Below are 25168 nucleotides of genomic sequence, written 5' to 3'. Positions count from 1 at the left end.
GTGTCAACCAAGTATCTGATGAATATCGCCCACGTTGAACGATATTCGCGCAATTGCCGTAGCCCAGCCTCAGTGCAGATAATTTCAACTTCCCTTTGACTTCCTGAACCAAAGGACTAGACTGACAAGTACCACCTGGACCCTAAGATCTGGGTCACATAGGTCGCGTGATTGGGGACACCACCTCCGCTCCCCATCAGGCGGCCTATGCTAGTTAAGAGGCTTTTCTGGGCTCAACGAACCTTTTCACGAAATCTCCTAAACCTGTTCAGCAACGAAGCCGGCCCTCGTGCCGTAACAAAGGCCAGATTTCCCTCAAAGCGCTTCCCTTCGACGACAGCTCCAGCTTCCAGCGCAGCCAACACCGCCCCCTCCGACTGAGGCAGGCGAAACTGCATCTCAACCAGCGGATCCACTACCAACGCCGCATCGATCGCTGCCATCAAATGATCGAGCCCCAGCTTCTTCAGGCCAGATACGGCCACGCTTCCGGGCGCTCCCATGGGCATACCTTCGTGGTCCCCGACCAGGTCGATCTTGTTCAGCACCTCAATCACGGGTTTCTTCGAAACATCCAGTTCGGCGAGCACCTTCTCGACCTGCGTCTTCTGTTCTTCCACCATCGGACTTGACGCATCGCGAATATGCAGCAGAAGTTCCGCTCGCTCCACCTCCTCCAGCGTCGCCCGGAAGCTGGTCACCAGCGTGTGTGGCAGGTTACGAATAAATCCCACCGTATCCGAGAGCAAAATCTTCCTTCGCGAAGGGAGTGTCAACTGCCTAAGCTTAGGATCGAGCGTCGCAAACATCCGTGACGACTCCAACACCCCCGCCTCGGTCAACGCATTGAAGAGCGTGCTCTTGCCCGCGTTGGTATAGCCCACCAACGCAACCACCTGCACCGGCACCGCCTCTCTTCGCTGCCTCTGCTGCCGGCGAATTCGCCGCACCGACTCCAGTTGCTCTTTCACGTGATCGATCCGCAGATTGATCTTCCGTCGATCCGTCTCTAGCTGCGTTTCACCTGGCCCGCGTGTACCGATACCACCGCCCAACTGGGACATCGCCTTGCCGCGTCCAGCCAGCCGGGGCAGCTGATACTCCAGTTGCGCCAACTCCACCTGCAGTTGGCCCTCTCGCGTCCGTGCATGTCTTGCAAAGATATCCAGAATCAACTGCGTTCGATCAATCACTCGGCACGGCAACTTCGCCTCAAGGTTTCGCAACTGCGACGGCGAAAGATCATGATCGAACAGCACCAGATCTGCCCCCGTCGAGGCAATCACGCCATCGATCTCCTCAAGCTTTCCGTGCCCTACCAGTGTCGCCGGATCGGGCCTCGGCCGACGCTGGATGAGGGTGGCTGCGACTTCGGCGCCCGCGCTCCTCGCAAGCTCTTCAAACTCTGCGAGCGAAGCATCAAAGTCGAGGTCCGCGGCACCTTTCGGGGCAGAAACAGAATCACCACCCTCCAATGCGGTCCCAGCCGAAACCGCCGCTGCAGTCTTTGCCAGCCGCGCCGCCACTGTCAGCTTTCGCCGCTCACCGGTAAACTCCACAGCCACCAACACTGCACGTTCCGCCTGCGACAGACCTCCCCGCGCCTGGCGTGCCGCTGCCTCTTGCGCTTCGACCAGACTGCGTCTCGTGGGCTTCACTCCACCGATCTTCGCACCTTCAGTTGTCAACGGCTAACGGCCTTGGGTCCCTGTCGCTTCTTGTACTGGCGCGCCAGTAGCCGGAGCCGAACCTACCGACGCCCGCACTTCTGGCTTCACGTCGGTCCGCACATCGCCATGTACTCCCGCGCGTCCACTCACTACAGTCGAGATCGCATGTTTGAAGATCAGTTGCTCCTGGCTGTTGTTCTCCAGCAGCACGGAGTATTTATCGAACGACCGAATCTTCCCCGTTAGCTTCACGCCACTTACCAGGTAAATCGTGATCGGACTCTTGTCTTTTCGCACTGTGTTGAGAAAAGTATCCTGAATGTTCTGTGCCGGCTTTGATTCCATGGGGCCGATCTCCTTTGTCCAAAAATGTTCATACTGCAATGAGCGTTTGCCGTGACCCATCGGCTTTAGAACAAAACTCAGCGCATCCAACGGCTAAGCCTAAAGCCAAGACTGTCAACAATACGAGCATCCACGGCAATAATCAAATTGCCTCGCCACATTGTAGAGACGAACGCAATACTTCGTTAGACGCATTGCAATGCAGAATGAAAGTCTGGCGCTGTCCCCACAGCTACATACGAGCGATATACCATGGCAAATGTGACCCTCCGTAACTCGCAACCCGTTCCAATGCTTGACTTCTCCCGCCAGTTCGCTACCCTCCGGCAGGAAATACTGAACTCCATCGAAGCTGTATGCGCCTCGCAGCACTTTATCCTCGGCCCCCAGGTCACCAGCTTCGAGCTCGCTGCAGCCGTCGTCTGTGCCGTGCCCCACGCCATCGGCTGCGCTAGCGGCACGGATGCCATCTGGCTCGCCCTGGCCGCTGCCAACGTCGGCCCCGGCGACGCCGTCATCACAACCCCCTTCAGCTTCTTCGCCACGGTCAGCGCTATCCTCCGTTGCGGCGCAACACCTCTGTTAGCTGACATTGACCCCACTACATTCAACCTCTCCCCGGTCTCGGTGGAAGAGCTTTTACATTCCAGCCCAACCAAAAACATCAGGGCCGTCCTCCCCGTCCACCTCTACGGCCAGTGCGCCGACTGGGACCAATTCACCACGCTGAAACAAAGTCACGACCTCCTCCTCATCGAAGACGCCGCGCAGGCCTTCGGAGCCACATGGAACGGAGTCCCCGCAGGAGCCCTCGGCGATGCCGCCGCCTTCAGCTTCTATCCCACTAAAAATCTAAGCGCCATGGGAGACGCCGGCCTCGTCACCACTACGTCCGCCGCGATTGACGACCACGCCCGCATCCTCCGCGCCCACGGCATGCGCCGCCGGTACTATCACGAGGAGATCGGCTGGAACTCCCGCCTTGACTCCATTCAGGCTGCCGTCCTCGAGGTCAAACTCCGCTACCTGCCCAAGTGGAACCAGCAGCGCCGCGAGCACGCTCTCTTCTACGATCAACTCCTCCGCAAAGCGAACCTCACTGCCGACACGGCAAAGGAAGGAGTCGTCCTCCCCATCACCGACCCGCGCGCCGGACACGTGTTTCATCAATACGTCATCCGCGCTCCCCGCCGCGACGAACTCCGCAGCTACCTAACAGAACAAAAAATCGGCAGCGAGATCTACTACCCTGTCCCCCTGCACCTGCAAACCAGCCTGGCTCACCTTGGCTACAAGCAGGGAGACTTCCCCATCAGCGAAGCCGCCGCCCATGAAGTTCTCGCACTTCCCATGTACCCAGAGCTGCGCGAAGACGAACAACAATCTGTAGTCGACGCCATCACAGCTTTCTACGCCTGACCGCGACAATCATCGTCAAAGCCAGCAAGCAGCGCATCTCTCCAGATCTCCAGATGACGCTCGACATAGTCCGCAGCCTGCCTCCAATGACGACTGCCATGGCCCTCCGCGTGCAGTCGAGCCCACGGTTGCTCCCCAGTGATCGCAGCGCGCTCCCCCAATTCAAACATCGCTCTCGTTCGAGCGACCATCAGTTCAGGCAACTTCTCACGCTGCGATCGATCCAGACCATACCCATCCACAAAGCAACGTAGCCGCGAGGCATCCACAGCAGGCTCTCCACCATGGATCAAAGGTACAAAGGTCTGCGCCGCATAAGCCACATCCCACAGAACCGACCCGGGCCCGCTCCCATCCCAATCGATAAAGACCCACCGGTCTCCACCCCGAACCAAATTCCACGGCGCAAGATCATGATGACATATCAACTCTTCCGCGTCGGGCCCGATGACAACCTTCCATAGCGCCCCTTCCGGCGGAACAAAACTCTTCGCAGCCGCGTGAAACTCTCGAATCAGCTGCCCCACTCGCCCCAACTCCTCACTGGTGTACGAGAAAGGCTCTTGAGTCGCTCCCGGCACATACTCCAGTACATGACGCCTCTTGTCATCCCGGCCCAATGTTCGCGGAGCCCCTCTGAATCCAACCTCGAAGAGATGTTCCAGAAACGCTTCAACGCTACTCGTCGCCTCGGTCACAGGCTTGCGAACGGTCGCGCCGACGCGAACCACCGCATCCGCCACATTCCCACCAAACAGCCGCTCCTCCTGATCGCTCATAGTCACTTCGACTCACGCACGCAATCGATATCAGGCCGACCCTACCTCTTCTTTTTTCCTTTGCCGCCTTTTGCCGCCGCCTTCTTCTTGTCCGACAAAGGCTCCGGATGAGCCTCTCCCGGCGCAGTCGTTCCCGGCTGAAGCACCCGTCGCACCAGATTGCTCTCCAGCCGATAGGTCTTCAGCACCGTCTTACCCGGCACAATCGCTCCGGTCACCGGATCCGGAATCACCGGCCCCGCATCATCCGCCAATACTCGATACGAGAAGGTTGGCGCCGGCGTAGTAGCCGTTGGCGACTTTCCGTAGGGATCGGTCGCCATCTTCACATCGACGGGCAAATATCCCTCGATATTCCTGTCGCGATATCCCGTCTCATAACGATGCTTTTTCACGTTCCAGGTAAACACGCGAACCTGATCGAAGTCATACGTCAGCCCAGCCTTATACGGGCTCAATACCGTCACGTAGATCGGAATATTCTTGTCGTCCTGCTCGGCCTCGGGATCGTTCACCGTCGTCAGAACATACGATCCCACAATCCTCTGCCCCTCGGAGTACCGCGTAATAGCGTCAGGAGCATCCACATCCATCATCCTGCTATAAAGCCACCCCGTATCGCCCTTGGAGTCACGCACCAGCCACCAGTCCTCCATCGCCGGCGGCACAGGCTCCTCCGGCGCCGCTTCAGCCGTAGTCCCAACAGCCCTCGCACCCTTCGCCACTACACCATTTACGCTCGCACCAGGCGCCGCAGAAGCAGGTACGGCCTTAGCCACTCGCGTTCCCGGAGGCACCGGCTTAGCCAGCGTCGCCCTCGCCAACAGCTTCAGCTTCTCGCCCTCCGCCAGCCGAAAGAACCTCTCCGTATCGCGGCCAGGCTTGGCATGCATGTAAACCTCATCCCGCACCACCGCAGACGCGACCACCGGATCAGCCTTGTGATCCTGCTTCAACTTTTCAAACTCGTCGAAGACGTCCTGGGTCGCAACCACCTTCTCGTCGATCCAACCCTGCTCACCCTTGGCCGTCTGCACCTTCACAAATCGCCGCCCGCGATCAAGCACCTCAAGCCGATCGCCATTCTCCACCGTCGCCGTGCGATTCGACACCGCTGCCACCCTGTCGCGCAGAAAGGTCTGCTTCGCCGTCACATACACGTACTGTGCTGGCGGCTTAGGCCGCAGCCGCGAGCAGCCACTCCCGCCCGCAATTAGCACCATCGAAACCGCTACGAAGCTGCAAACCCGCGAAAAGTACCGCACGAAATCGAATTGTCGAGAAGAAGAAACGATAGCCCTGAAACTCCGCGTCACAGCACAACACTATCTCCATACTAACGGCGGCCACGTCAAATCCATAACCCACGCACCAACTCCAACACCTGCGCCCCAGGCAGAAACGCAGCCGCTAATGCGTTAGCGCCACCGCGACAGCCCCTGCAGGATCTGTATCCGTAGCGATGCTCGTAGCCGGATCCAGCTTGCCTGGAGTCGTAATGTCGAAGCTGTACATCGTCAGGTCCGGGCTGCCGCCAACCGCCGCCGCCAACAGATACTTGCCCGTTCTGTCGATCCCCAATGACTGCACCGAAGTCCCACTCAAATATGGCGACCCGCTCAGCGGGTTCAACGTCAAAGCCGCCTGAGTTGTTCCCGCGACAATCGTATACCCGGAGATCGTGCCACCCGTTCGATTTCCCGCATACACATAAGTCCCCGTACTATCCAGTACGACCGACTGCGTCCCATTTCCCGCGGCAAACGGCGAACCCGTGACCGAATTCAGCGTCCCTCCCGACCCAATGATGTACACCGCAACTCCACCATTAGTCCCGCTCCGCGCAATGTACAAGTAGGCAGTCTTCGGATCGACGGCCAGTGCATAATCGCCCGTGCTCGCATTCACATTCGGCAGATGTTGGCTGCTCGTAGCCAATCCCGTCGTTGTGTTGAACGTGAAGGTAGCATCGCCCGCAGTGCCCAGGGCAGCAAAAATCAGCGTCCCGTCCGGCGAAACTTGAACCATCGATGGCTGCCACGTACCGGATCCCGAAGGGATTGGATAGGCTGCAGGCGATCCAGCCGCCGCCGTCAACGCCCCAGTCGACGAATTGATCTGGTAAATGTCCAGCTGCTGCGTAAGGCTATCCAGCGCAATCAGCCACTGCCCATCCGGTGAAACCGCCAGCGAAGCAGCAGTCACCGCATTCTGCTCGGCGCCGCCGCTCGGCGCGCTTAACGATCCGTCGGAGTTGATCAAATATAAGCTGATCAATGCCTGCCCCGCAATATAAAGAAACGCATTATTCGGAGTTACAACCTCAGCAAATGGTTGAGACCCAAGCGTGACCGGCGAGTTGTTCACGGCCTTCAGCGTCCCCGTCCCCACAACGAATCCACTCACAGACTTCGTCGTCTGATTCAAGACGTACACCTGGTTCCCCGTCGCACCAGTTCCACCACCAGAATTATTGACTGGAGGAAAAAATCCCGTGCAGCCAGTAAAGACCGGCAAAATCATCGCGGCACCCACTGCAACCGACCGCCGCAACCTTCCCCTTCGTTCCATCGCCACCGAACCCCTTTTCCTCTATCTTCGCAGCAGACACAGGCAACACGGAATTAATTCATTGAAGGTTCTTCTATAATTTCCGCAATGTATCTCTCGAAGCTTTTATATTCTCTGCCTTTAGCCGCAACCCTGCTCCTGACTCTTCCCTTCAAGTCTCAAGCGTCACAGGCCCACTCCTTCGACGCAGCAGCCAAGCAAACAGCATCTCCCTCCGCCACTCTGCAACAGGAAGTTCACGCAGATATGAACTTCCTCGCCGACGACGAACTACACGGCCGCGGCTCAGCCACACGCGACGAGCACATTGCAGCCCTCTTCGTCGCCTCTCAGCTCCAATCCCTCGGCCTCGAACCCGGCGGAGATAACGGCACCTTCCTCCAAAAGTCAACCCTCCCCGTCCCTCTTCCCGCACGAACCCAGCAGCGCATCGCAAAATTCCAGGACATCCCACGAAAAGAGACCTGGAACGCAATCGCCATCCTGCGGGGAACCACCTCTCCCAACGAGGTCATCCTCCTCACTGCGCATCTCGATCATCTCGGTATCGGTCCCGCCAACTCCTCTGGTGACACCAACTACAACGGAGCAGACGACGACGCCTCCGGCACCACAGCCGTACTGACACTAGCCCACATTCTCGCCACTGGCCCGCACCCGAAGCGAACCATCGTCTTCGCTCTCTTCGGCTCTGAAGAACTCGGTGGCTTTGGCAACCGAGCATTCCTCGCGCATCCTCCAGTCCCCCTCACCAGCATCGTCGCCAACCTCGAGTTCGAGATGATCGGCCGCCCCGACCCTGCAGTCCCCACAGGAACCCTTTGGCTCACCGGCTTCGATCGCTCGAATCTTGGCCCTGAACTGGCGAAACACGGTGCCCACCTGGTCAATGACCCTCACCCCAAAGAGAACTTCTTCCGCCGTTCCGACAACTACGCACTAGCCCAGCAAGGGATCATCGCTCAAACCGTCTCCAGCTACGGTCTCCACAAGGACTATCACCAGCCCAGCGACGAGATCCGCACCATCGACTTCAGCCACATGACCAACGCCATCGCCTCGATGATCAATCCCATCCGTTGGCTCGCCGACTCCGACTGGAAGCCCGAATGGAATCCAGGCCGCAGACCCGACTCCAACCCCACCGGGCCTCCGCCCTTGAACGCACACCCGCCCGTAAGCTGAATCGGCTTTCAGTGAACAAAAAGAGCGGCCCGCAAAGGGCCGCTCTTTTTACGTAACACAATCAGTTACTTATGCATGAACCAGCTCTTCTTTCCTCACAATATCCTCAATCTTGCGTCCAATAGCCTTGGCGACACCTTCGCCGTACTTCGGATCGCACTTGTAGAAGTGATTGATCTGCAGGTCCTGGATCCGCGTCTCAACCTGACCCAGACCGGCTCCAATGTTTCCGCACAGCCTTTCCTGAGCATCCGGCGTCATCAGACGGAACAGGTTACCCGGCTGCGTGTAATAGTCGCCATCATGCTCGCGATGGTCGTACCTACCCACAGTCGCCGTGTTGTAGGTCACAGGACGCTCAAGGTACTTCTTATCCTGCGTCGGACCGCCAAAGCTGTTCGGCTCGTAGTTCGGACCATTGCCGCCGTTCTCACCGAAGCGCATGCTGCCATCTCGGTTGTACGTGCTGTAGGGACACTTCGGCTCATTGATCGGAAGCAAATTGTAGTTCACTCCAATGCGATACCGGTGCGCATCCGGATAGCTGATCAACCGCCCCTGCAGCATCTTGTCCGGCGAAAAGCCCATGCCTGGAGCAACATTCTTCGGATCGAACGCCGCCTGCTCGACCTCAGCAAAGTAGTTCACCGGATTCCGGTTTAACTCCAATTCGCCGATCTCGATCACGGGATAGTCCGCGTGAGGCCACACCTTCGTCAGGTCAAACGGATTGATGTGGTAAGTCTCTGCCTCAGCCTCCGGCATAATCTGAATCTGCACCGTCCACTTCGGGAAGTCACCCTTCTCGATCGAATGAAAGAGATCGCTCTGCGAGTGATCCATATCCACAGACTTCATGTGGTCGGCCTCTTCGCGAGTGAAGTTCTTAATCCCCTGCTTCGTCTTGAAGTGATACTTCACATAAAACAACTCGTTCTTTGCATTGATCAGCGAAAACGTGTGGCTGCCGTATCCATTCATGTGGCGATAGCCGTCGGGAGTGCCACGGTCCGAAAACAGAATCGTCACTTGGTGCAGGCTCTCCGGCGAAAGCGACCAGAAATCCCACATCATCTTCGGCGACTTCAGATTTGTCTCTGGATCACGCTTCTGCGTATGAATAAAATCCGAGAACTTCAAAGGATCGCGGATGAAAAACACCGGCGTATTGTTTCCCACCAGATCCCAGTTGCCCTCTTCCGTGTAGAACTTCAACGCAAACCCACGCGGATCGCGCTCGGAGTCGGCAGATCCCTTCTCCCCGCCAACAGTCGAAAACCGGAGGAACGTCGGGGTCTTCTTGCCCTTCTCAAAAACCTTCGCAGTCGTGTACTTCGCCATGTCAGGATGGGTGCACGTAAACGTGCCATGCGCCGCCGAGCCCTTCGCATGAACCACGCGCTCAGGCACACGCTCACGATTGAAGTGCGCCATCTTTTCAAACAGCAGATAGTCTTCAAACACGATCGGCCCACGATTACCCACCGTAATGGAGTTCTGGTTATCGCCAACCGGTCGCCCGGCATCGGTAGTCATTTGCTTACTCTTCAAGTCTTCTGCCATAGATCACCTCTACAGTTGTTAAGAAAATCGCCCTATGCCTGTTGGCACTTCGCACAAATGCCAATCACATCCACTGCATACCGCTCCACCAGAAAGCCACCGGGCAGTTTGTCGTGCTGCGAAGCCAACCCGAGTTCTTTTTCTCCATGTCGGCAATCGCCTTACACTTGGAGCACACCATGCGGTGATGCGATTCATCATTCATCTTCACCCGCAGCGAGCCATGATGCATGCTCACTTCGCGGAAGACGCCGCTCTCCACAAATAAATGTATGTTTTTGTAGACGGTAGCCAGCGAGATAGCCGGCACCCTCTTCCTCACCTGCGCATAAACCTCTTCCGGACTCGGATGGCCATGCATTGTCTTCATCACTTCGTACAAGACCTGCCGTTGGTGCGTCGCCGCGATCCCCGTTCTTCTGCCAAACCTCACGAAACGACCTGGCCTCGTCCACCGACATGAGGCGAGTATAAACGATAAAGATTATCGTTCAATAGATCTAGTTATCCACAAGTGGCCGCCCACCCGCTAGTTCAACCGCTCCGTCTTCCCAAATCTCGAATCCAAAGGTTTTCGCCCCGCGAACCCCTCTTCCTCCGTGTGCCAGTGGGTAATCGCCGGTTCGCCAAGCTTCCAGCAAAGCAGAACCGTCTTCCCATCCATCACGTAAGGAAAGTCCAGCAGCCCCTGCTCGAGATCCTTTACCTGGACCCCAATCGAATCGATCTCCGCCAGCGTATCCCTGCCCGACTGCACAGCCTTATCGCGCTCTGCCCGGCGCCGGGCGGCAACACTCACATCCACATGCATGCCGCCAGACAGAAAAATCCTGTGACTCAACTGCTGCATCTCGTACTCGAGCTCCTCGGCCCGGACCTGTGCTTCCTGTGCCTTCCTTAGCAGAGCCTCTACTACTGGCAACAGCGTCTGTGCCTCGCCCAACGTAAACGTCTTGTTCAAACTCTGATCTCCAGCATTCTGTCGAGCGCTACATGCGCCCATTGCTTCACATCATCGTCCACCTTGATGCGATTCACAACCTTTCCCTCGACAAGATTCTCCAAAGCCCATGCCAAATGCTGCGGCGAAATCCGGTACATCGTTGTGCACAAACATCCCGAGTCATCGAGCGTAATCACCCGCTTACCCAGCGGGGCAAACCGCTTGGCCAAACGGTTGACCAGATGAATCTCCGTCCCCACGGCGAAGCTAGAACCCTCAGGAGCGCGCTCAATCGCCTGAATAATATGCTCCGTCGAACCCACGTCGTCTGCCTTCTGGCAAACCTCCCAACGGCACTCCGGATGAACAATCACCTGCATTCCAGGCTCCTCCCGGCGCACGCGATCGACATGCTCCGGCAAAAACCGTTGATGCACCGAACAGTGTCCCTTCCACAGAATCACCTTTGCTGCCTTCAACCGATCCGGGCTCAATCCGCCGTTGATCTGATAAGGATCCCAGACCACCATCTCGCTCAACGGAATCCCCATCGCAAACGCAGTATTGCGTCCAAGGTGCTGATCAGGAAGAAACAAAATCTTGCTGCCGCGCGCGAACGCCCACTCAAATGCCCCGCGAGCATTTGACGAGGTGCAAACCAACCCGCCTCGCTCGCCGCAAAAAGCCTTGATCGCCGCAGCCGAGTTCATATACGTCAGCGGAATCAGACTACCAACGACTTCATCTGTCAGCCCTGCACGTTCCAGCGAATCCCAACAGTCTTCCACCTGCCCGATCTCCGCCATATCCGCCATCGAGCAGCCCGCATTCAAATCCGGCAAAATCACCTGCTGCCAGGGTCGCGCCAGCACATCCGCTGTCTCAGCCATAAAGTGCACACCACAAAACAGCATGTACTTCGCATTTGTCTCGGAGGCAACCTTCGAGAGCTTGTAGCTGTCGCCGGTAAAGTCAGCGAACCGAATCACTTCATCACGCTGATAGTGATGCCCCAGCAGAACCACATCCGTGCCAAGTTTCTCCCGAGCCGCAGCGATCCGGGCATCCATCGTATGGTCTGGTTGCGCAAGGTAGTGATCTAAGGAACACGAGTCTGCAACATTCTCCGCCACGGCGTCAGCCGTTGCGATCTCCAATAGTCCGTTCAAAGTACTCCGCCTTCAGTCTCACAAGGTCGTCAGGTAGCGGCTTCAGCCGATACCATCGTTCGCCTTCGAGACGGGGATGTTGAAAGCATGCACTGCTTGAGTTGCAGTAGATTCACTGTGCCGGCTCCTTCAAGCCGCCACCCAACCCACGGGGGTGTTGCAACTCCTACCACTTCGCTACTCGCGACCAGTTCGATCGCTCGTTCACAATTAGACGCAATCCATATTCAGACGATGCGTCTTTCTTCAAATCATCCTGCTGCCCTACCCCAGCGATTTTATCAGCCTCAACGCCCTCCATCCATTTGTTCCGTCCACTCGTAAGCCGTATCATGGGACTGACTTATGCCTAGCTTTCAGGACAGCGCCGTCATCTTCTTCCTCGCCCTGCTTCTCTTCGGCCCGAAGAAGCTGCCCGAACTCGCCCGCCAACTCGGAAAACTCATGGGAGAGTTTCGCCGCGCCTCCAATGAGTTCCGCATGCAAATGGAAGACGAACTCCGCGTCGCCGACCAGGAGGAGCAGCGCAAGAAGATCGCTGCCATGGAGGCCGCCGCTCCCGTGACCCCCGCAATCTCCGCTGGAGAAAATACCATCGCACCCCCCGCACTCACAGCAGACTCCGCATCAGAATCAGACGTCACTCCCGAACGGATCGCCCAGCTCACTCAGGAGCTGGTGGAAGACCACCCGCAGACGGCGCCTCCATCCCCGTCCCCCCTTCCCATCGCCACCTCCGGCGACCTCAATCTCATGCCACCCTCGACCGGTCTTCCCGTCAGCAACTCGGCCCTCTCCCCTGTCCTCAACTCCATCCCCCACACGGCCGAATCAGAATCAGTCAGCGAAGTAGCCGCCAGCGAGGCCACTCAGCATGGCTGATCTTGTCGACAGCGTCCGAGCCGCAGTCACCGACCGCGCCGATCTCCCCGGCATGAGCCTGATGGAGCACCTCACCGAGCTCCGCAAGCGCCTCATCCATGCCACTGTTTATCTGCTGATTGGATTTGCCGTTGCCTACGCCTTTCACGAGCGTCTCTACGGCTTCGTCCAGAAGCCCCTAGATGACCTCCATATCGCCCTCAACTTCACCCATCCCACCGACGGCCTCAATCTCTATCTCAAGACCGCCCTGCTCGGTGGAGCGATCCTCGCATCTCCCTTCATCCTCTACCAGCTGTGGCTCTTCATCTCGCCCGGCATGTACGCCAACGAGAAGCGCTACGTCGTCCCGTTCATGGCCGCAACCATCGGGCTCTTCCTCGCGGGAGCATGGTTCGGCTACCACTGGGTCCTTCCCGGCGCCATCAAAGTCCTCGTTCTCGACTTCGGCAAAAAGTTCAATCCCATTCTGACCATCGAGGACTACACCCAGTTCTTCCTGGCCGTAATCCTCGGTCTGGGCATCTGTTTCGAACTGCCGATCCTCATATTTTTTCTCTCCCTCTTCGGCATCGTCGACGCCAAGTTCCTGCTCAAACACATCCGCTACGCGATCCTCGTCATCTTCCTCATCTCGGCCATCATCTGCCCCCTGCCCGATCCCTTCAGCATGATCCTCTTCGCAAGTCCCATGCTCGTGCTCTATTTCCTCGGCGTGGGTGTCGCATTTTTCGTTCACCCGTCGCGCCGCAAAGCCAAAGAGGCCAATAAAGCCGCATGATCCTTCCCACGAATCTGTATCCCCAACGGCTCCGCTGCGCCACAAAACCGTCTACCCCGTGCCTGAACTCTAAGACCGAAGTTCTCCTATCACGTCATCTATCGCTTACCGTTGTGGTACTGCTCATCCTTCTGGCGCCAATCGCCCACGCCCAGAAAACAGTCACCACGCAGTTCAGCGGACAGGCCGCCTACACCCTCACAAAACAACTCCTTGACGTAGCCCCCAAGCGCTTCAACGGCTCTCCCGGCCACGCCAAAGCCGAAGAGTTCCTCAAACAGCACTTCGCCCCCGAAGCCGCCAAAGGCAACTTCATCGCCGACACCTTCACTGCCACCACCCCCGCCGGTCTCCAGACGATGACCAACTACATCGTCAAATATCCTGGCAAAAAGGACGGCATCATCGTCCTCGTCAGCCACTACGAGACCAACTATCCCCTCCGCGACATCAACTTCTACGGAGCCAACGACGGCGCCGCCACCTCTGCCCTGCTCATCGAGATCGGCACCATCCTCCGCGCCCACCCCCCCGAGGGCTACTCCATCTGGCTCGTCTTCGACGACGGCGAAGAGGCAGTTAAAACCTGGTCCAACTCCGACTCCCTTTACGGCACCCGCCACCTAGCCGCCAAGTGGTCGCAGGACGGCACCCTCACCAAAATCAAAGCCCTCCTCGTCGCCGACATGATCGCCGACAAGGACCTCAACATCGACTACGTGGAGAACTCCACCCCCTGGCTGCTCGATCTGCTCAAAGTCGCCGCCAAAAACACCGGCCACTCCGCCTCCATCTTCAAATACCGCGAGGCTGAAGAAGATGACCACCTACCGTTTGCGGCACGCGGCGTCCCCGTCCTCGATCTGATCGACGCCCACTACGGCCCCACCACCGACGCCATGCCCGACGGCTACCACCACACCGACAAAGACACCATCGACAAGATCAGCGCCCACTCCCTCCAGATCTCCGGCGACATCGTCCTCGAGATGATCCGCTTAGTCAACCAGCGCCCCTGAAGCCAAAGCATCGGCATCAGAGGCGCTGGATAAATCCAGCTATCAAATGAACTACTTGCTGCAGGCCTTTCCATGGTCAGGATGAGCGCCCTTGGCCTTTGCATCCGCCTCAGACATATACGACCCAGCCTTGGTCTTCCCGTAGTAGTCCGACCCATAGCAGTGATAGACGTTACTCGACGTATTCACCCACACTAGGCCTGGTCCACCACCGGCGGCCTGCGGAAGAGCCGCTGCCCTCTGCGATGGTGACTGCTTTCCAGACGCTGCCGCAGCCGTGCTTGTGGCGGTCGTCGAAGCAGCAGATGTTGCCGCAGCGGGCGCAGTCTTCGCAGCCGCTACCGGTGCAGCCGCCGCAGCGGCCGGAGCAGCAGCCGCAGCCGGAGCGGCCGCATACCACTCCTTTACGCCCTGGTGACCCCGGCAGGCGCCCTGCTTGCTCGCAGCTGTCGAATACGTTCCGTCCTTACACATCCCCGTAGATCCCGCCGGTGGTGCCGCCTGGCCCACAGCCAGCTGCGTACCCACAAGCCCCGCCGCAACCGCCATCAAACAGATCACTGTCTTCATAAACGCTCCCATTCCTTGGATTTAGAGGGCCCGAATACCGCCAAATCCTACCCCATTCCGCATACCATGTCACCAAAAACCGGAAGAAAACCAGCAACTAGCCATCAAAACCAGGCCTTATTGTGACCCAAACGAGTTACAAACTGCCGCATTCGAGGGATAGTACCTCGCTAATGCTAGCCCTAGTCTTGGCCGATAGGAGGGACCATGCAGACACCAACGTACGCAGACATACACAACCGTTACAGAAGTCTAACCAACCGCACCGTTCGCCCAAACAACGCAACTGGTTTCCTCGAGAACAACCAACACGTAATCGACATTGCGCGCAGCCTGTTCCTGTCCTCCCTCATGTGGTTGGCACTCGCAGTTATCGTTTACACGGTCTACTCGATGGTCGCCGGCGTACGCTAGCCGGCAGTCTGAATCGGCAAAGCCGCAGTTTCGACAGTTAAGATCTCCGTCGAACCTCCCCAACGGCTCCCCTGCCAGAAGAACTTACCGGGCCCCTTTCATACATTTTGCCGTTCCGCGCTGTAGCATCCAAGGTGATGCTCGCTGCGACTCCAATCGGCCATTGGATAGGTTTTCACCTGTTCATTCTCGTCCTCCTCGGGGTCGAGCTTCTCTACGTTCGCTATCAGGGTCCTTCTAAAACGCAGTCCACCTCCGTCGCGGCCACCTTCCTCTGGGTCACCGCCGCCCTTGCCTTTGCCTTCTTCATCTTTCGCTCCATGGGAAGCCTGCCTGCCACCCAATACCTCGCAGGCTACGCGATCGAAGAGTCGCTCTCCATCGACAATCTCTTCCTCTTTCTCCTCCTCTTCCGCCTCTTCAAAATCGAGCCCGCCTATCAGCCCAAAGCCCTCTTCTGGGGCGTTCTCGGCGCCATCCTCATGCGTGGAGCCTTCATCTCCGCAGGCATAGGCCTCCTCGATCACTTCGAGTGGGTCAGCTACGTCTTTGCCGCTATTCTGCTTATCGCCGCCATCCGTCTGGTCCTGCCAAGCGCCCAAAAAGACGAGACCCACACCCCCCGCTGGATCGCCTGGCTAGCCCGTCTCCACCCCGTCAGCCTCCGTCAGGACAAGTTCTTCGTCATCGAAAACGGCCAGCGCATGATCACGGTTCTCTTCCTGGCCCTCATCGCCATCGAACTCACCGACGTCGTCTTCGCGCTTGACTCCATCCCTGCCGTCCTCTCGATCACCCGCCATCCCTTCCTTGCCTACACGTCAAACATCATGGCCGTCATGGGTCTCCGATCGCTCTACTTCCTGCTCGCCCACCTGCTCGCCAAGCTTCGCTTCCTTCACTACGGCCTCGCCGCAGTCCTGGCCTTTGCGGCTCTCAAAATGCTTGCCGCCCACCACTTGGACATCGGCCCACTCACTTCACTCGCAATGATCGTAGTCATCCTGGGAACAACGATCGCGATCTCGCTGCTTTCAAAAAAATAGTCTTCCAACCCCATCAGAACCCATCGAAGAAAATCTCCAACGTCGGCGCTTTCCTCACGGCTCCAACTCGCGACTGCTCCCCCACCTCAAAAGAAACACCAGCACCAACAGTGCGACGACTCCGCCTCCAAACAACCCGGCCATGGCAGCCGCCAGCGAAGCAGGCCCGCCGTGAAAAATACCGTTCACCCTCACGTCCGCAAGCTTGTAATAAACCCCCGCGGCGACCACACAAAAGCTGATCACCGCCCCCGCAGCAGATACAACAAAACGTTGCAAATCCCGGTCACGCTTCACGTGGAAATCCCGCTCACTCCGAACTTCACTCACCTCAGGCAACAAACTCAAGCCTCCCCTGCTGCATCACCGAGTGCTTCGCACCCTCACCCCGCAGTGGAAAATCATTCCGAAAATGCGCCCCCCGGCTCTCTTCCCGCCCCAGCGCCGAAGCCACAATCAGCTCCGCCACCACCAGCAGGTTTCGAGCCTCCACCGCTCGCCGCGTCAGCCCCTTCGGCATCGCCGCGCCCAACGCATCCAGACCACGCTTCGCCTGCCGCAAACCGTCCGCATCCCGCAGCAGCCCTGCGTACTTCCACATCAACTCTCGCAGCTCTTTGATCCACTTCTCCGTCACCGCCTCCGAACTCACACCCATATTGGAAGCCGCCGTCGCTACACCCAAACCGCCGTCCTCCCCCAGCGTCTCAGAAACCATCGTCTCCGCCGTCAGCGCCCCAAACACCAACCCCTCCAGCAGCGAATTGCTCGCTAGCCGATTCGCTCCATGCACCCCCGTGCACGCCGCCTCACCCGCCGCATACAATCCCGGCAGCGACGTCCTCCCCTGCACATCCGTCCTCACCCCGCCCATCAAATAATGCGCCGCAGGACGCACCGGAATCAGATCCCTCCCCAACTTTAGCCGATACTTCGCCAGAAACTTCGAGATCCCCGGAAACCGTGCATGCAGATCCTTCTTCACATGCCGCATATCCAGATACACCGGCCCATCCATCCCCTCACGCGTAATCGCCCTCGCCACCACATCCCTCGGAGCCAGTTCCAGCAGCGGATGATACCGCTCCATAAACCGCTCCCCCTTCGCATTCACCAGATACGCACTCTCACCCCGCAGCGCCTCGCTCAACAAAAACCTCGGAGCACCAACCTCACTAAACGCCGTCGGGTGAAACTGATAAAACTCCATATCGCTCACCGCTGCACCTGCCCGATAAGCCATCGCAATCCCATCCCCCGTCGCCACCGCAGGATTCGTCGTATCGCTATAAACCTGCCCCGCCCCGCCACTCGCCAGCAAAACAGCCCCAGCCCGAACCACCCTCAGCCCACCCTCACCATCAAGCAGCGTAGCCCCCACCACGCGTCCTCCCTCAACAATCAAATCCACACTCGTAGTCCACTCCATCAACTCAATCGTGCCTTTGTCAAAACCACCCGCCCGCACATGCCGCAGCAACGACACGGCAATCTCCTTCCCCGTTGCATCTCCATTCGCATGCAGAATCCGCGACAGGCTATGCGCCCCTTCGCGTGTCCGCATCAACTCACCCTCATCCCCATTCTTGTCCTTAGGGTATCTATCGAACGCCGTCCCCCATTCCAACAGCTCCTCCACTCTCTGTGGACCCTGCGAAACCAGCACCGCCGCAGCCTCGCGGTTCACCAGCCCATCGCCCGCCGCCATCGTGTCCTCGAGGTGCAGCGCGACATCCTCATCCCCACCCATCGCCACCGCGATCCCACCCTGCGCATAAGCCGTATTCGACTCTGCCAGCTCTTCCTTCGTCACCACCAGCACCGTGCCCGTCTCTGCCAACCGAATCGCTGCACTTAGCCCTGCAATACCTGCCCCAATAACCAAAAAATCAAACCGTCCCATACATCGATGCTAGATCATTTGCCGCCCAACGGGAGGCGACAGCCCTCATCCCGCCTAACACAAGTTAAAGAGGCGTGCGAACGCCCGCCCCGCGCGCAGCGGGCCCGTCCGGCAGGACAAGATGACATGATCTCGAAACTACCTGCGATACGATGAAGACACCGTGCCCGTCATCCCAGTCAACACGCCCTCCGCAAAGTACGACGTCACCATAGCCTCCGGCCTCCTCCGCACGCTCCATCCGCGCCTGGCCAAGCTCAACCCCGGCAAACCCTTCCGCCCCTTCATCGTCACCTCCCCCAACATCTGGGCTCTCTGGTCCAAACACTTCCTCGCATCCTTCAAAGAACCTCCAACCGTCCTTTTCCACCCCGCAGGCGAGCGCCACAAGCGCATGTCGAGCGTCGAAGCCCTCGCTCAGCAACTCGCCACCGCCGGAGCCGACCGCGACTCGCTCCTCCTCGCCTTCGGTGGCGGCGTCATCGGCGACATCACCGGCTTCCTCGCCGCCATCTACATGCGCGGCATCCGCTACGTCCAAATCCCCACCACCCTCCTCGCGCAAGTGGACTCCTCCATCGGCGGCAAAACCGGCGTCAACCTCACCGCAGGCAAAAACCTCATCGGCAGCTTCTACCACCCGCAAGCCGTCCTCGCCGACACCGACCTCCTCCGCACCCTCCCCCCAGCCGAGCTACGCGCCGGCCTGCAGGAGTCCATCAAAGCCGGCATCATCTACGACGCCAAACTCTTCCGCTTCATGGAACAAAACGCCGCAGCCATCCTCAACACAAAGAAAAACGCCGACACCAAAGCCCTGACGAAAGTAGTAGCCGCCTCGGTCCGCGTCAAAGCCGACGTAGTCAGCAAAGACGAAAAAGAGTCCGGCCTACGCATGATCCTTAACTTTGGCCACACCATCGGCCACGCCATCGAAGCCGCCACCAACTACCAGCAGCTACTCCACGGCGAAGCCGTAGCCTGGGGCTCAATCGCCGCACTCAACGTAGCCATCGCACGCAAAACCATCAAGCCCAAAGAAGCCGAGCGCATCACCAAACTCATCCTCCGCTACGGCCCACTCCCCACCTTCAAAGCCACCGCCGAAAAACTAGTAGCCCTAACCTCCCGCGACAAGAAAAATCGCAGCGGCATCCGCGCCTTCATCCTCCCCACAGCCATAGGCAAAGTAGAAATCGTCCGCAACGTAACCGAACCAGAACTCCTAGCAGCCACCAACCACATGCTCACCCTCATGCGACAAAAAAGGTGATGAATGATGAACTTGAGAACTTTGTCCAGAGTGTGCGTTGGCGCTGCCGGCCTGATTCTTTTACTAGAAACCCTTTTCGGAATGTTCGCGGTTTTGGGCATTGGGTTTTCAATGTTGCTCGACGTAGCGACAGACTTATGTCTCACCATGGCATTTCCTATCTACCTGGTCGGATTTAGGTCGCTGGCGGCTGCAACATTTGGCTTGTGCTTACTTTTCATTGCGCAATGGGTCGATATGTATCTAGTAAGTGTGCCGAGACATTTTGGAAACATGCTCAATGGCTGGTTTGGCGAACTGTTGCTTCTAACGATCCTGTTGATGACTTTTTCTTACGCAGCAACCAAACGACAAGTCGGCACTCAGCAAGTTTTGGCGTTTAGAGATATTTGAAGGTAGTAATGTCCAATAGCTACACGACTCCCGAACACGAACGCTCCACCGGAGCCCGGCCCGCTGGCGTCTCCAGTGAACAAGATGCCGCAGCGAACGTCCAACAGATGTTCGACACCATAGCCCCCGGCTACGACCGCGCCAACCACCTCCTCTCCGCTGGCATCGATCGCACTTGGTGGACGCGCACCGCGCGCCTCTTCCAACCCATCCTCCAACATCCGGAAGCCGTCACTCTCGACCTGTGCTGCGGCACCGGCGATATGACGATGGCCCTCCTCAAACATCGCCCCACTACCCCTGGAGCCACACCCATACTTGCCGTAGACTTCTCCCACCAGATGCTGTCGCTCGGCATAAAAAAATTCGCCTCCCACAACGTAGTCCCCATCGAAGCCGACGCCCTCCACCTACCCATCGCCGACAACTCCGTCGACCTCGTCACCTCCGCCTTCGGCTTCCGCAACCTCGCCAACTATCACGAAGGCCTCACCGAGATCCTTCGTGTCCTGCGCCCCGGCGGCCAGCTTGGCATACTCGAATGCAACCAACCCGAAGGTCTCACCGGCGCGCTCTACAACATCTACTTCAAGTCCATCCTGCCTCGTCTCGGCGGCCTTATCACCGGCAACGAACGCGCCTACAGCTACCTCAATGCTTCAGTCGAGCGCTTCCCCCGCCCACCCCGCATGCTCCAACTCCTCAAATCAGCCGGGTTCACTAACGCCACATGGACCAGCTATACCTTCGGCGTCGTAGGCCTCTACCACGCCACCAAACCCTGACCACTACCGCATCGAAACAGTAGCAGACGGCGGAGTCGCAGGCACACGCGTACTGTGCATGAACACAATCTTCCAAACCCCACCGTGCCTTTCAAGAAACGCCGACTCAAGCCAACTCTGCGCTCTAGTCCCTGATTCATCCGTCACGGCGCCTTTATTCACATAAGCGATCCACGCCGTGTCCCCGATGACATGCACGTCAGGCTCCGTAACGTTCCACACATAACGCGTTCCCTTCGCATGTTGAGCTTTGATCAAGGCCATGATCGCGTCCCCATCAAATCGCGCCCCCGCGTCGTACAGATAAAACCTAGGCGCAACCACCGCATGAAACTTCGCAAGATCATCCACAGTAGCCGCCGCGAAGACCGCCTTCACCGTATCGACAACCTGCCCCTGATCCGCACCCAGCGCTATCTCCTGACCGATGGAGCTATCAACAGCAACGAAAAACATAAGAGCAAGCGCAGCCGCAGCGAAAACACCTCGAACTCTCATCAACATCGAACCCTCCCCAATCTTTTATCCAATCACGCGACGATACAACAAGACACTCGCTCTCCATCATCATCTCCAGTGATATATTCCCCTCAGTTCCCCAGCCCAAATCGCACGTTCACCCGCTCAATGAGACGGAACACCAATGGCCTCCACTTCGCAGCAGATCATCGACGAGCCGCCAGTCTCACCTGACGCAGCCATCGGCGCATCCGCCATGCGCAAAGCGACCCGCCGCCTGATCCCTCTCATCGCTCTCGGCTACGGCGCCGCCTACATGGACCGCGTCAACATCAGCTTCGCCTCGCTCCAGATGAACCGTGACCTCCACTTCAGCGCCACCATCTACGGCTTCGGTGCAGGCCTCTTCTTCCTCAGCTACGCCGCCTGCGAAATCCCCTCGAACCTCCTGCTCTATCGCTTCGGAGCCCGTCGCTGGCTCTCCCGCATCATGGTCACCTGGGGAATCATCGCCATCCTCATGCTCTTCGTCCGCACCCCATGGCAGTTCTACACCGCACGCTTCCTCCTCGGAGTCGCCGAAGCCGGCTTCTTCCCCGGCGTCATCTTCTACCTCACGCAATGGTTCCCACAGGAGCTTCGCGCCCGCGCCATCAGCCGCTTCTACATCTCACTGCCGCTCAGCTCCGTCGTCACAGGCCTCATCGCAGGGCCACTCCTCAATCTCGACGGCCACCTCGGTCTTCGCGGCTGGCAATGGCTCTTCCTCGTCGAAGGCATCCCCGCGATTCTCCTCGGCGTAGTCTTCCTGCTCCTCCTCCCCGACGGCCCGCAGCAAGCCACATGGCTCACCGAAGACGAGCGCACCTGGATCATCCATCACGTCCGCAACGACCCATCACTCATCGGCGAGAACAGCCACGCCCTAGGCGCCGCCCTCTTCGACCCCCGCGTCTGGCAGGTCGGCATCTTCATGTTGTTGATGCTCGGCTCCTCCTACGCCTACACCTATGTCGCTCCCGACATCATCCAGCGCGCAACGCACCTCAACACATCAAAAGTCGGCTACATCATCGCCGCACTCAGTCTTCTCGGCGCAGCCGCCATGCTGCTCAATGCCATCTACTCCGACCGCGTCCAACGCCGCAACCCCGAGAGCAACTATCCACGCTACATGCACGTCATTCCGTGGGCATTTCTCATCTCCGCAGGCTTCTTCGCCTGCAGCCTCTCGACAAATCCAATCAGTGTCGTAGCCTCCATCGGCACCATCATCATCGCCTACAACGCCATGCAGGGACCCCTCTGGTCTCTCCCCGGAAGCTTCTTTCAAGGCCGATCCGCCGCCGCAGGTATCGCGACCATGAACATGATCGGCATGATCGGCGGCTTCCTCGGACCCTACTTCGTCGGCTTCGCAAAGGACCTCACCGGCGACTATCAACGCGCCCTCCTCTTCATGAGCCTCCCCATGCTCCTGGGCGCCGCCATCATGTTCTATCTGCGTGCCGAAACACGTCGCCGCCTCCACAAAACCTGAGCCCTCAAAACCCTGTACCATCTTCCTGATGAGCACCACGGCCAAGCCCGAACAAGCCGCAACCCCTCACAGCGAAAAACGCTCTGCCGCGCTCTTCTCCGTCATCGCCGCCTTCGCCGTTACCCTCTTCAAACTCCTCACAGGCATCCTCACCGGCTCCCTCGGCATGCTCTCCGAGGCCGCCCACTCCGGCATCGACCTCATCGCCGCCGGCATCACCCTCTTCTCCGTCCAGGTCTCCGACCGCCCCGCCGACGCCGACCACACCTACGGTCACGGCAAGATCGAAAGCCTCTCCGCCGCCATTGAATCCGTCCTCATGCTCGGCTCCTGCGTCTGGATCCTCACCGAGGCTATCCACCGCATCACCCACCGCCAGCATCTCGCCCTCAACTTTTCCATCTGGCCCTTCCTCGCCCTGTTCCTCTCCATCACAGTCGACTACACCCGCTCCCGCAAGCTCCACCGCATCGCCGCCGAAACCCGAAGCGAAGCCCTCGAAGCCGACGCCATCCACTTCCGCACCGACATCTGGTCCTCCATCGCCGTCCTTCTCGGCCTCGTCGCCAGCTTCATCGGCGAGCGCTATCAGATCCCCCAACTCGAACTAGCCGACCCAATCGCCGCCATCATCGTCGCCGGCATCATCCTCTACGTCACCTGGAACCTCGCCCGCCGCACCATCGACGCCCTCACCGACGCCACCCCTATCGAGACCCGCGCCCAGACTCGCGAGATGATGCGCGACGTAGCCGCCATCGACGGCGTCCTCTCCGTCGACCGCATCCGCACCCGCCGCTCTGGCCCGGACTACTTCGCCGATGTCACCCTCGGCCTCCCGCGCAACCTCACCTTCCAACGCTCCGAGCAGATCACCATGGCCGCCACCGCCGCCGTCCGCCGCCATCTCCCCGGCGCCGACGTCGTCGTCCACTCCATCCCCACCGCCGACACCGCCGAAAGCCTCCACGACCGCATCCGCGCCGTCGCCTCCCGCTCCAACCTCGCCATCCACGACGTCAGCGTTCAGGAGTACAACCACACCCTCCACGTCGAGCAGCACCTCGAGGTCCACGAGAAGATGTCCCTAAGCGCCGCCCACGCGCTCGTCACGCAACTCGAATCCGATATCCGCCGCGAGATCCCCGAGATCTCCACCATCCTCACCCACATCGAAAGCGAGCCCGCCACCATCGAGCGTCCCGCCTCAGCCGAACGCGACCGCCAACTCGAAGTCCGCCTCCGCCGCTGCGCCCAGGCATTCCCCGAGATCCTCGACATTCACGAGGTCTTCGTCACACGCGCCCACAACAACGGAGCCGACCGCATTCAGGTGAACTGCCACTGCACCCTCCCCGACGATCTCCCCATGTCAAAAGTCCACGAGATCATCACTGCCCTCGAAAACGCATTCAAACTCGACTGCCCCGAAGTCTCCCGCCTCCTCATCCACCCCGAGCCCGCCACCGACAACCGCCGCTGAGACCTCCATCGCGACAACAGTCCGCAGTCTGCTACTTCTCGTCGCTTATAGATAACGGGAGCTCAGAGTTTCCGGAATAGTAAACAATCAGCACTGTACCTGCATCACCCGTGACACCTCGATGCACACTGTTGACTGTCTCCGCGATGACCTCACCCGCCACGAAATGCTTTGTAGTCCCGTCCCTTTTCTCAACCGTCAGATCACCAGAAAGAACATACCCAGCGTTTGGAAATGGATGCGAATGCCACTTCATCGTCGTCCGCGGCGGAATCGTGATCTTCAAAACGGTAATCTTCGGCTGCCCAACCGGGTAAGCCTTGTAGGGTGTGCCGTCCCAGGAAGATGTCCTTTGAAGAAGGGGTTCAATCTGAATCTTCGAGGATGAATCCTCCGCATTCGCAAAACACGCAAGAACAAGCGTTAACAAAACAGTGGCTAGTTTCAATTTCATCTCCTGTCCCTCAGAATATCTAAGCACTTTGCTGTCCATCCACACTTCCCCCGCCGTGACATTTCCGTGACAGTCCTCCGTTACAATGAAACCGTGCGACGCCTAATCGGCATTACGTTACTCCTCCTCTTCAGCGCACCGCTGATCTCGCCGCTACTGGCTCTCACCGCCAGCACCGCAGCGAATCTTCCGGCCTGTTGCAGACGGAACGGCGCCCATCACTGCATGATGAACATGGACCAGACAGAGTCCTCCAGCTCGAGTCACAACGTCTCGACGATCCCGCAAAAGTGCCCTTCATATCCAGCGGCCGTCACCCAGATTCAGCACGGAGAACTCTCGTCCCACACTGCCTCCCTCATCTTTGCAGAGATCGTCAGCCACCCCTCCGTCACAACCCAGACCGAAGCCCGCGCCCGCGTAGCCTTCGATCGCTCCCGCCAAAAGCGCGGCCCTCCCTCCTTCTCCCTCTAAGCGACCCGACCAGCAGCCGACGCACCTCCCGCCATTCGCGAGAGCACG

Annotated in this window: 27 protein-coding genes; 13 read left to right on the top strand and 14 right to left on the bottom strand. The window is 58.6% G+C overall.

The window, feature by feature from the left end; genetic code table 11:
- Positions 1-233: 233 nt before the first annotated feature.
- Both hflX and hfq read right to left on the bottom strand, forming a co-directional pair.
- Positions 234-1658, bottom strand: a complete 1425-nt coding sequence (hflX, locus tag RBB77_RS09000; protein WP_353066622.1) for a GTPase HflX — start codon at positions 1656-1658, stop codon at positions 234-236.
- 33 nt (positions 1659-1691) lie between these two features.
- On the bottom strand, positions 1692-2015 hold the full coding sequence (gene hfq / locus RBB77_RS08995) for an RNA chaperone Hfq (RefSeq protein ID WP_353066620.1): 324 nt from the start codon (positions 2013-2015) through the stop codon (positions 1692-1694).
- A 252-nt stretch (positions 2016-2267) separates the two neighbouring features.
- Between hfq and RBB77_RS08990 the strand changes: the two genes are divergently transcribed.
- A complete protein-coding gene (locus tag RBB77_RS08990) occupies positions 2268-3434 on the top strand; it encodes a DegT/DnrJ/EryC1/StrS family aminotransferase (RefSeq protein ID WP_353066618.1) in 1167 nt (388 codons plus the stop codon).
- Here the strand turns inward: RBB77_RS08990 and RBB77_RS08985 are convergent.
- The 3 genes from RBB77_RS08985 to RBB77_RS08975 all read right to left on the bottom strand — a co-directional run bounded on the left by RBB77_RS08985 (position 3425) and on the right by RBB77_RS08975 (position 6784).
- Positions 3425-4213 (bottom strand): phosphotransferase enzyme family protein, encoded by a 789-nt coding sequence (locus RBB77_RS08985; RefSeq protein ID WP_353066616.1) that lies wholly within the window; start codon positions 4211-4213, stop codon positions 3425-3427. The two genes, RBB77_RS08990 and RBB77_RS08985, sit on opposite strands and share 10 nt — an antisense overlap.
- 41 nt (positions 4214-4254) lie before the next feature.
- The gene (locus tag RBB77_RS08980; protein WP_353066614.1) at positions 4255-5436 is read right to left on the bottom strand and encodes an SH3 domain-containing protein; all 1182 of its coding nucleotides are present in this window, start codon (positions 5434-5436) and stop codon (positions 4255-4257) included.
- A gap of 187 nt (positions 5437-5623) precedes the next feature.
- Positions 5624-6784, bottom strand: a complete 1161-nt coding sequence (locus tag RBB77_RS08975) for a lactonase family protein (protein WP_353066612.1) — start codon at positions 6782-6784, stop codon at positions 5624-5626.
- A gap of 87 nt (positions 6785-6871) precedes the next feature.
- On the opposite strand from RBB77_RS08975, the gene RBB77_RS08970 reads away from it, so the two are divergent.
- Positions 6872-7969, top strand: coding sequence for a M28 family peptidase (locus tag RBB77_RS08970; RefSeq protein ID WP_353066610.1), 1098 nt, complete (start codon positions 6872-6874; stop codon positions 7967-7969).
- A 69-nt stretch (positions 7970-8038) separates the two neighbouring features.
- Here the strand turns inward: RBB77_RS08970 and RBB77_RS08965 are convergent, their stop codons facing one another.
- The 4 genes from RBB77_RS08965 to nadA all read right to left on the bottom strand — a co-directional run bounded on the left by RBB77_RS08965 (position 8039) and on the right by nadA (position 11644).
- Positions 8039-9505 (bottom strand): catalase, encoded by a 1467-nt coding sequence (locus RBB77_RS08965; protein WP_353066608.1) that lies wholly within the window; start codon positions 9503-9505, stop codon positions 8039-8041.
- A 91-nt stretch (positions 9506-9596) separates the two neighbouring features.
- Positions 9597-9902 (bottom strand): Fur family transcriptional regulator, encoded by a 306-nt coding sequence (locus tag RBB77_RS08960; protein ID WP_353066606.1) that lies wholly within the window; start codon positions 9900-9902, stop codon positions 9597-9599.
- Between the two features lie 159 nt (positions 9903-10061).
- The gene (locus tag RBB77_RS08955) at positions 10062-10493 is read right to left on the bottom strand and encodes a DUF2203 domain-containing protein (RefSeq protein ID WP_353066604.1); all 432 of its coding nucleotides are present in this window, start codon (positions 10491-10493) and stop codon (positions 10062-10064) included.
- On the bottom strand, positions 10490-11644 hold the full coding sequence (gene nadA, locus RBB77_RS08950) for a quinolinate synthase NadA (RefSeq protein ID WP_353066602.1): 1155 nt from the start codon (positions 11642-11644) through the stop codon (positions 10490-10492). The genes RBB77_RS08955 and nadA overlap by 4 nt, the downstream gene beginning before the upstream one ends.
- 345 nt (positions 11645-11989) lie before the next feature.
- Between nadA and RBB77_RS08945 the strand changes: the two genes are divergently transcribed.
- From RBB77_RS08945 to RBB77_RS08935, 3 genes are read left to right on the top strand one after another with little or no spacing between them, the layout of a single operon-like run.
- Positions 11990-12526, top strand: a complete 537-nt coding sequence (locus RBB77_RS08945; protein WP_353066600.1) for a Sec-independent protein translocase subunit TatA/TatB — start codon at positions 11990-11992, stop codon at positions 12524-12526.
- Entirely contained in the window at positions 12519-13307 is a 789-nt protein-coding gene (gene tatC, locus RBB77_RS08940) for a twin-arginine translocase subunit TatC (RefSeq protein WP_353066598.1), read from the top strand. Before RBB77_RS08945 ends, tatC begins: the two co-directional genes overlap by 8 nt.
- Positions 13304-14326, top strand: a complete 1023-nt coding sequence (locus tag RBB77_RS08935; protein ID WP_353066596.1) for a M28 family peptidase — start codon at positions 13304-13306, stop codon at positions 14324-14326. Before tatC ends, RBB77_RS08935 begins: the two co-directional genes overlap by 4 nt.
- Before the next feature lie 51 nt (positions 14327-14377).
- On the opposite strand, the gene RBB77_RS08930 is transcribed toward RBB77_RS08935, so the two are convergent.
- Positions 14378-14896 carry a DUF3761 domain-containing protein gene (locus RBB77_RS08930; RefSeq protein ID WP_353066594.1) on the bottom strand — a complete coding sequence of 173 codons (519 nt, stop codon included), beginning with the start codon at positions 14894-14896 and terminating at the stop codon, positions 14378-14380.
- Positions 14897-15103: 207 nt separating this feature from the next.
- Between RBB77_RS08930 and RBB77_RS08925 the strand changes: the two genes are divergently transcribed.
- Positions 15104-15310, top strand: coding sequence for a hypothetical protein (locus RBB77_RS08925; protein ID WP_353066592.1), 207 nt, complete (start codon positions 15104-15106; stop codon positions 15308-15310).
- A 137-nt stretch (positions 15311-15447) separates the two neighbouring features.
- Entirely contained in the window at positions 15448-16356 is a 909-nt protein-coding gene (locus tag RBB77_RS08920; protein WP_353067598.1) for a TerC/Alx family metal homeostasis membrane protein, read from the top strand.
- Between the two features lie 54 nt (positions 16357-16410).
- Here RBB77_RS08920 and RBB77_RS08915 read toward each other — a convergent pair whose 3' ends face one another.
- Both RBB77_RS08915 and nadB read right to left on the bottom strand, forming a co-directional pair.
- Positions 16411-16653: a hypothetical protein gene (locus RBB77_RS08915; protein ID WP_353066591.1), complete on the bottom strand. Its 243-nt coding sequence runs from the start codon at positions 16651-16653 to the stop codon at positions 16411-16413.
- Positions 16654-16687: 34 nt separating this feature from the next.
- Positions 16688-18259 carry an L-aspartate oxidase gene (nadB, locus tag RBB77_RS08910; RefSeq protein WP_353066589.1) on the bottom strand — a complete coding sequence of 524 codons (1572 nt, stop codon included), beginning with the start codon at positions 18257-18259 and terminating at the stop codon, positions 16688-16690.
- A gap of 163 nt (positions 18260-18422) precedes the next feature.
- On the opposite strand from nadB, the gene aroB reads away from it, so the two are divergent.
- The 3 genes from aroB to ubiE are packed head-to-tail and all read left to right on the top strand — an operon-like array spanning position 18423 to position 20710.
- Entirely contained in the window at positions 18423-19532 is a 1110-nt protein-coding gene (gene aroB / locus RBB77_RS08905; RefSeq protein ID WP_353066587.1) for a 3-dehydroquinate synthase, read from the top strand.
- A 3-nt stretch (positions 19533-19535) separates the two neighbouring features.
- Complete coding sequence (locus RBB77_RS08900; protein WP_353066585.1) at positions 19536-19925, top strand: hypothetical protein; 390 nt, start codon at positions 19536-19538, stop codon at positions 19923-19925.
- Positions 19926-19933: 8 nt separating this feature from the next.
- Complete coding sequence (gene ubiE / locus RBB77_RS08895; protein WP_353066583.1) at positions 19934-20710, top strand: bifunctional demethylmenaquinone methyltransferase/2-methoxy-6-polyprenyl-1,4-benzoquinol methylase UbiE; 777 nt, start codon at positions 19934-19936, stop codon at positions 20708-20710.
- Between the two features lie 3 nt (positions 20711-20713).
- On the opposite strand, the gene RBB77_RS08890 is transcribed toward ubiE, so the two are convergent.
- Positions 20714-21214 carry a nuclear transport factor 2 family protein gene (locus RBB77_RS08890; RefSeq protein ID WP_353066581.1) on the bottom strand — a complete coding sequence of 167 codons (501 nt, stop codon included), beginning with the start codon at positions 21212-21214 and terminating at the stop codon, positions 20714-20716.
- Positions 21215-21353: 139 nt separating this feature from the next.
- Here RBB77_RS08890 and RBB77_RS08885 point away from each other — a divergent pair, with 139 nt between their 5' ends.
- Complete coding sequence (locus RBB77_RS08885; RefSeq protein ID WP_353066579.1) at positions 21354-22709, top strand: MFS transporter; 1356 nt, start codon at positions 21354-21356, stop codon at positions 22707-22709.
- Between the two features lie 28 nt (positions 22710-22737).
- On the top strand, positions 22738-24192 hold the full coding sequence (locus tag RBB77_RS08880) for a cation diffusion facilitator family transporter (protein WP_353066577.1): 1455 nt from the start codon (positions 22738-22740) through the stop codon (positions 24190-24192).
- Positions 24193-24223: 31 nt separating this feature from the next.
- Here the strand turns inward: RBB77_RS08880 and RBB77_RS08875 are convergent, their stop codons facing one another.
- Entirely contained in the window at positions 24224-24685 is a 462-nt protein-coding gene (locus RBB77_RS08875; protein ID WP_353066575.1) for a cupin domain-containing protein, read from the bottom strand.
- A 54-nt stretch (positions 24686-24739) separates the two neighbouring features.
- Here RBB77_RS08875 and RBB77_RS08870 point away from each other — a divergent pair, with 54 nt between their 5' ends.
- Positions 24740-25120, top strand: a complete 381-nt coding sequence (locus RBB77_RS08870; RefSeq protein ID WP_353066573.1) for a hypothetical protein — start codon at positions 24740-24742, stop codon at positions 25118-25120.
- The last annotated feature ends 48 nt before the right edge of the window (positions 25121-25168 follow it).

It is taken from the genome of Tunturibacter psychrotolerans, from assembly GCF_040359615.1.
GTDB classification, from domain to species: Bacteria; Acidobacteriota; Terriglobia; order Terriglobales; family Acidobacteriaceae; genus Edaphobacter; species Edaphobacter psychrotolerans.
The sequence above is the reverse complement of the archived record's forward strand: the minus strand, read 5'-3'. Positions and strand labels throughout refer to the sequence as shown.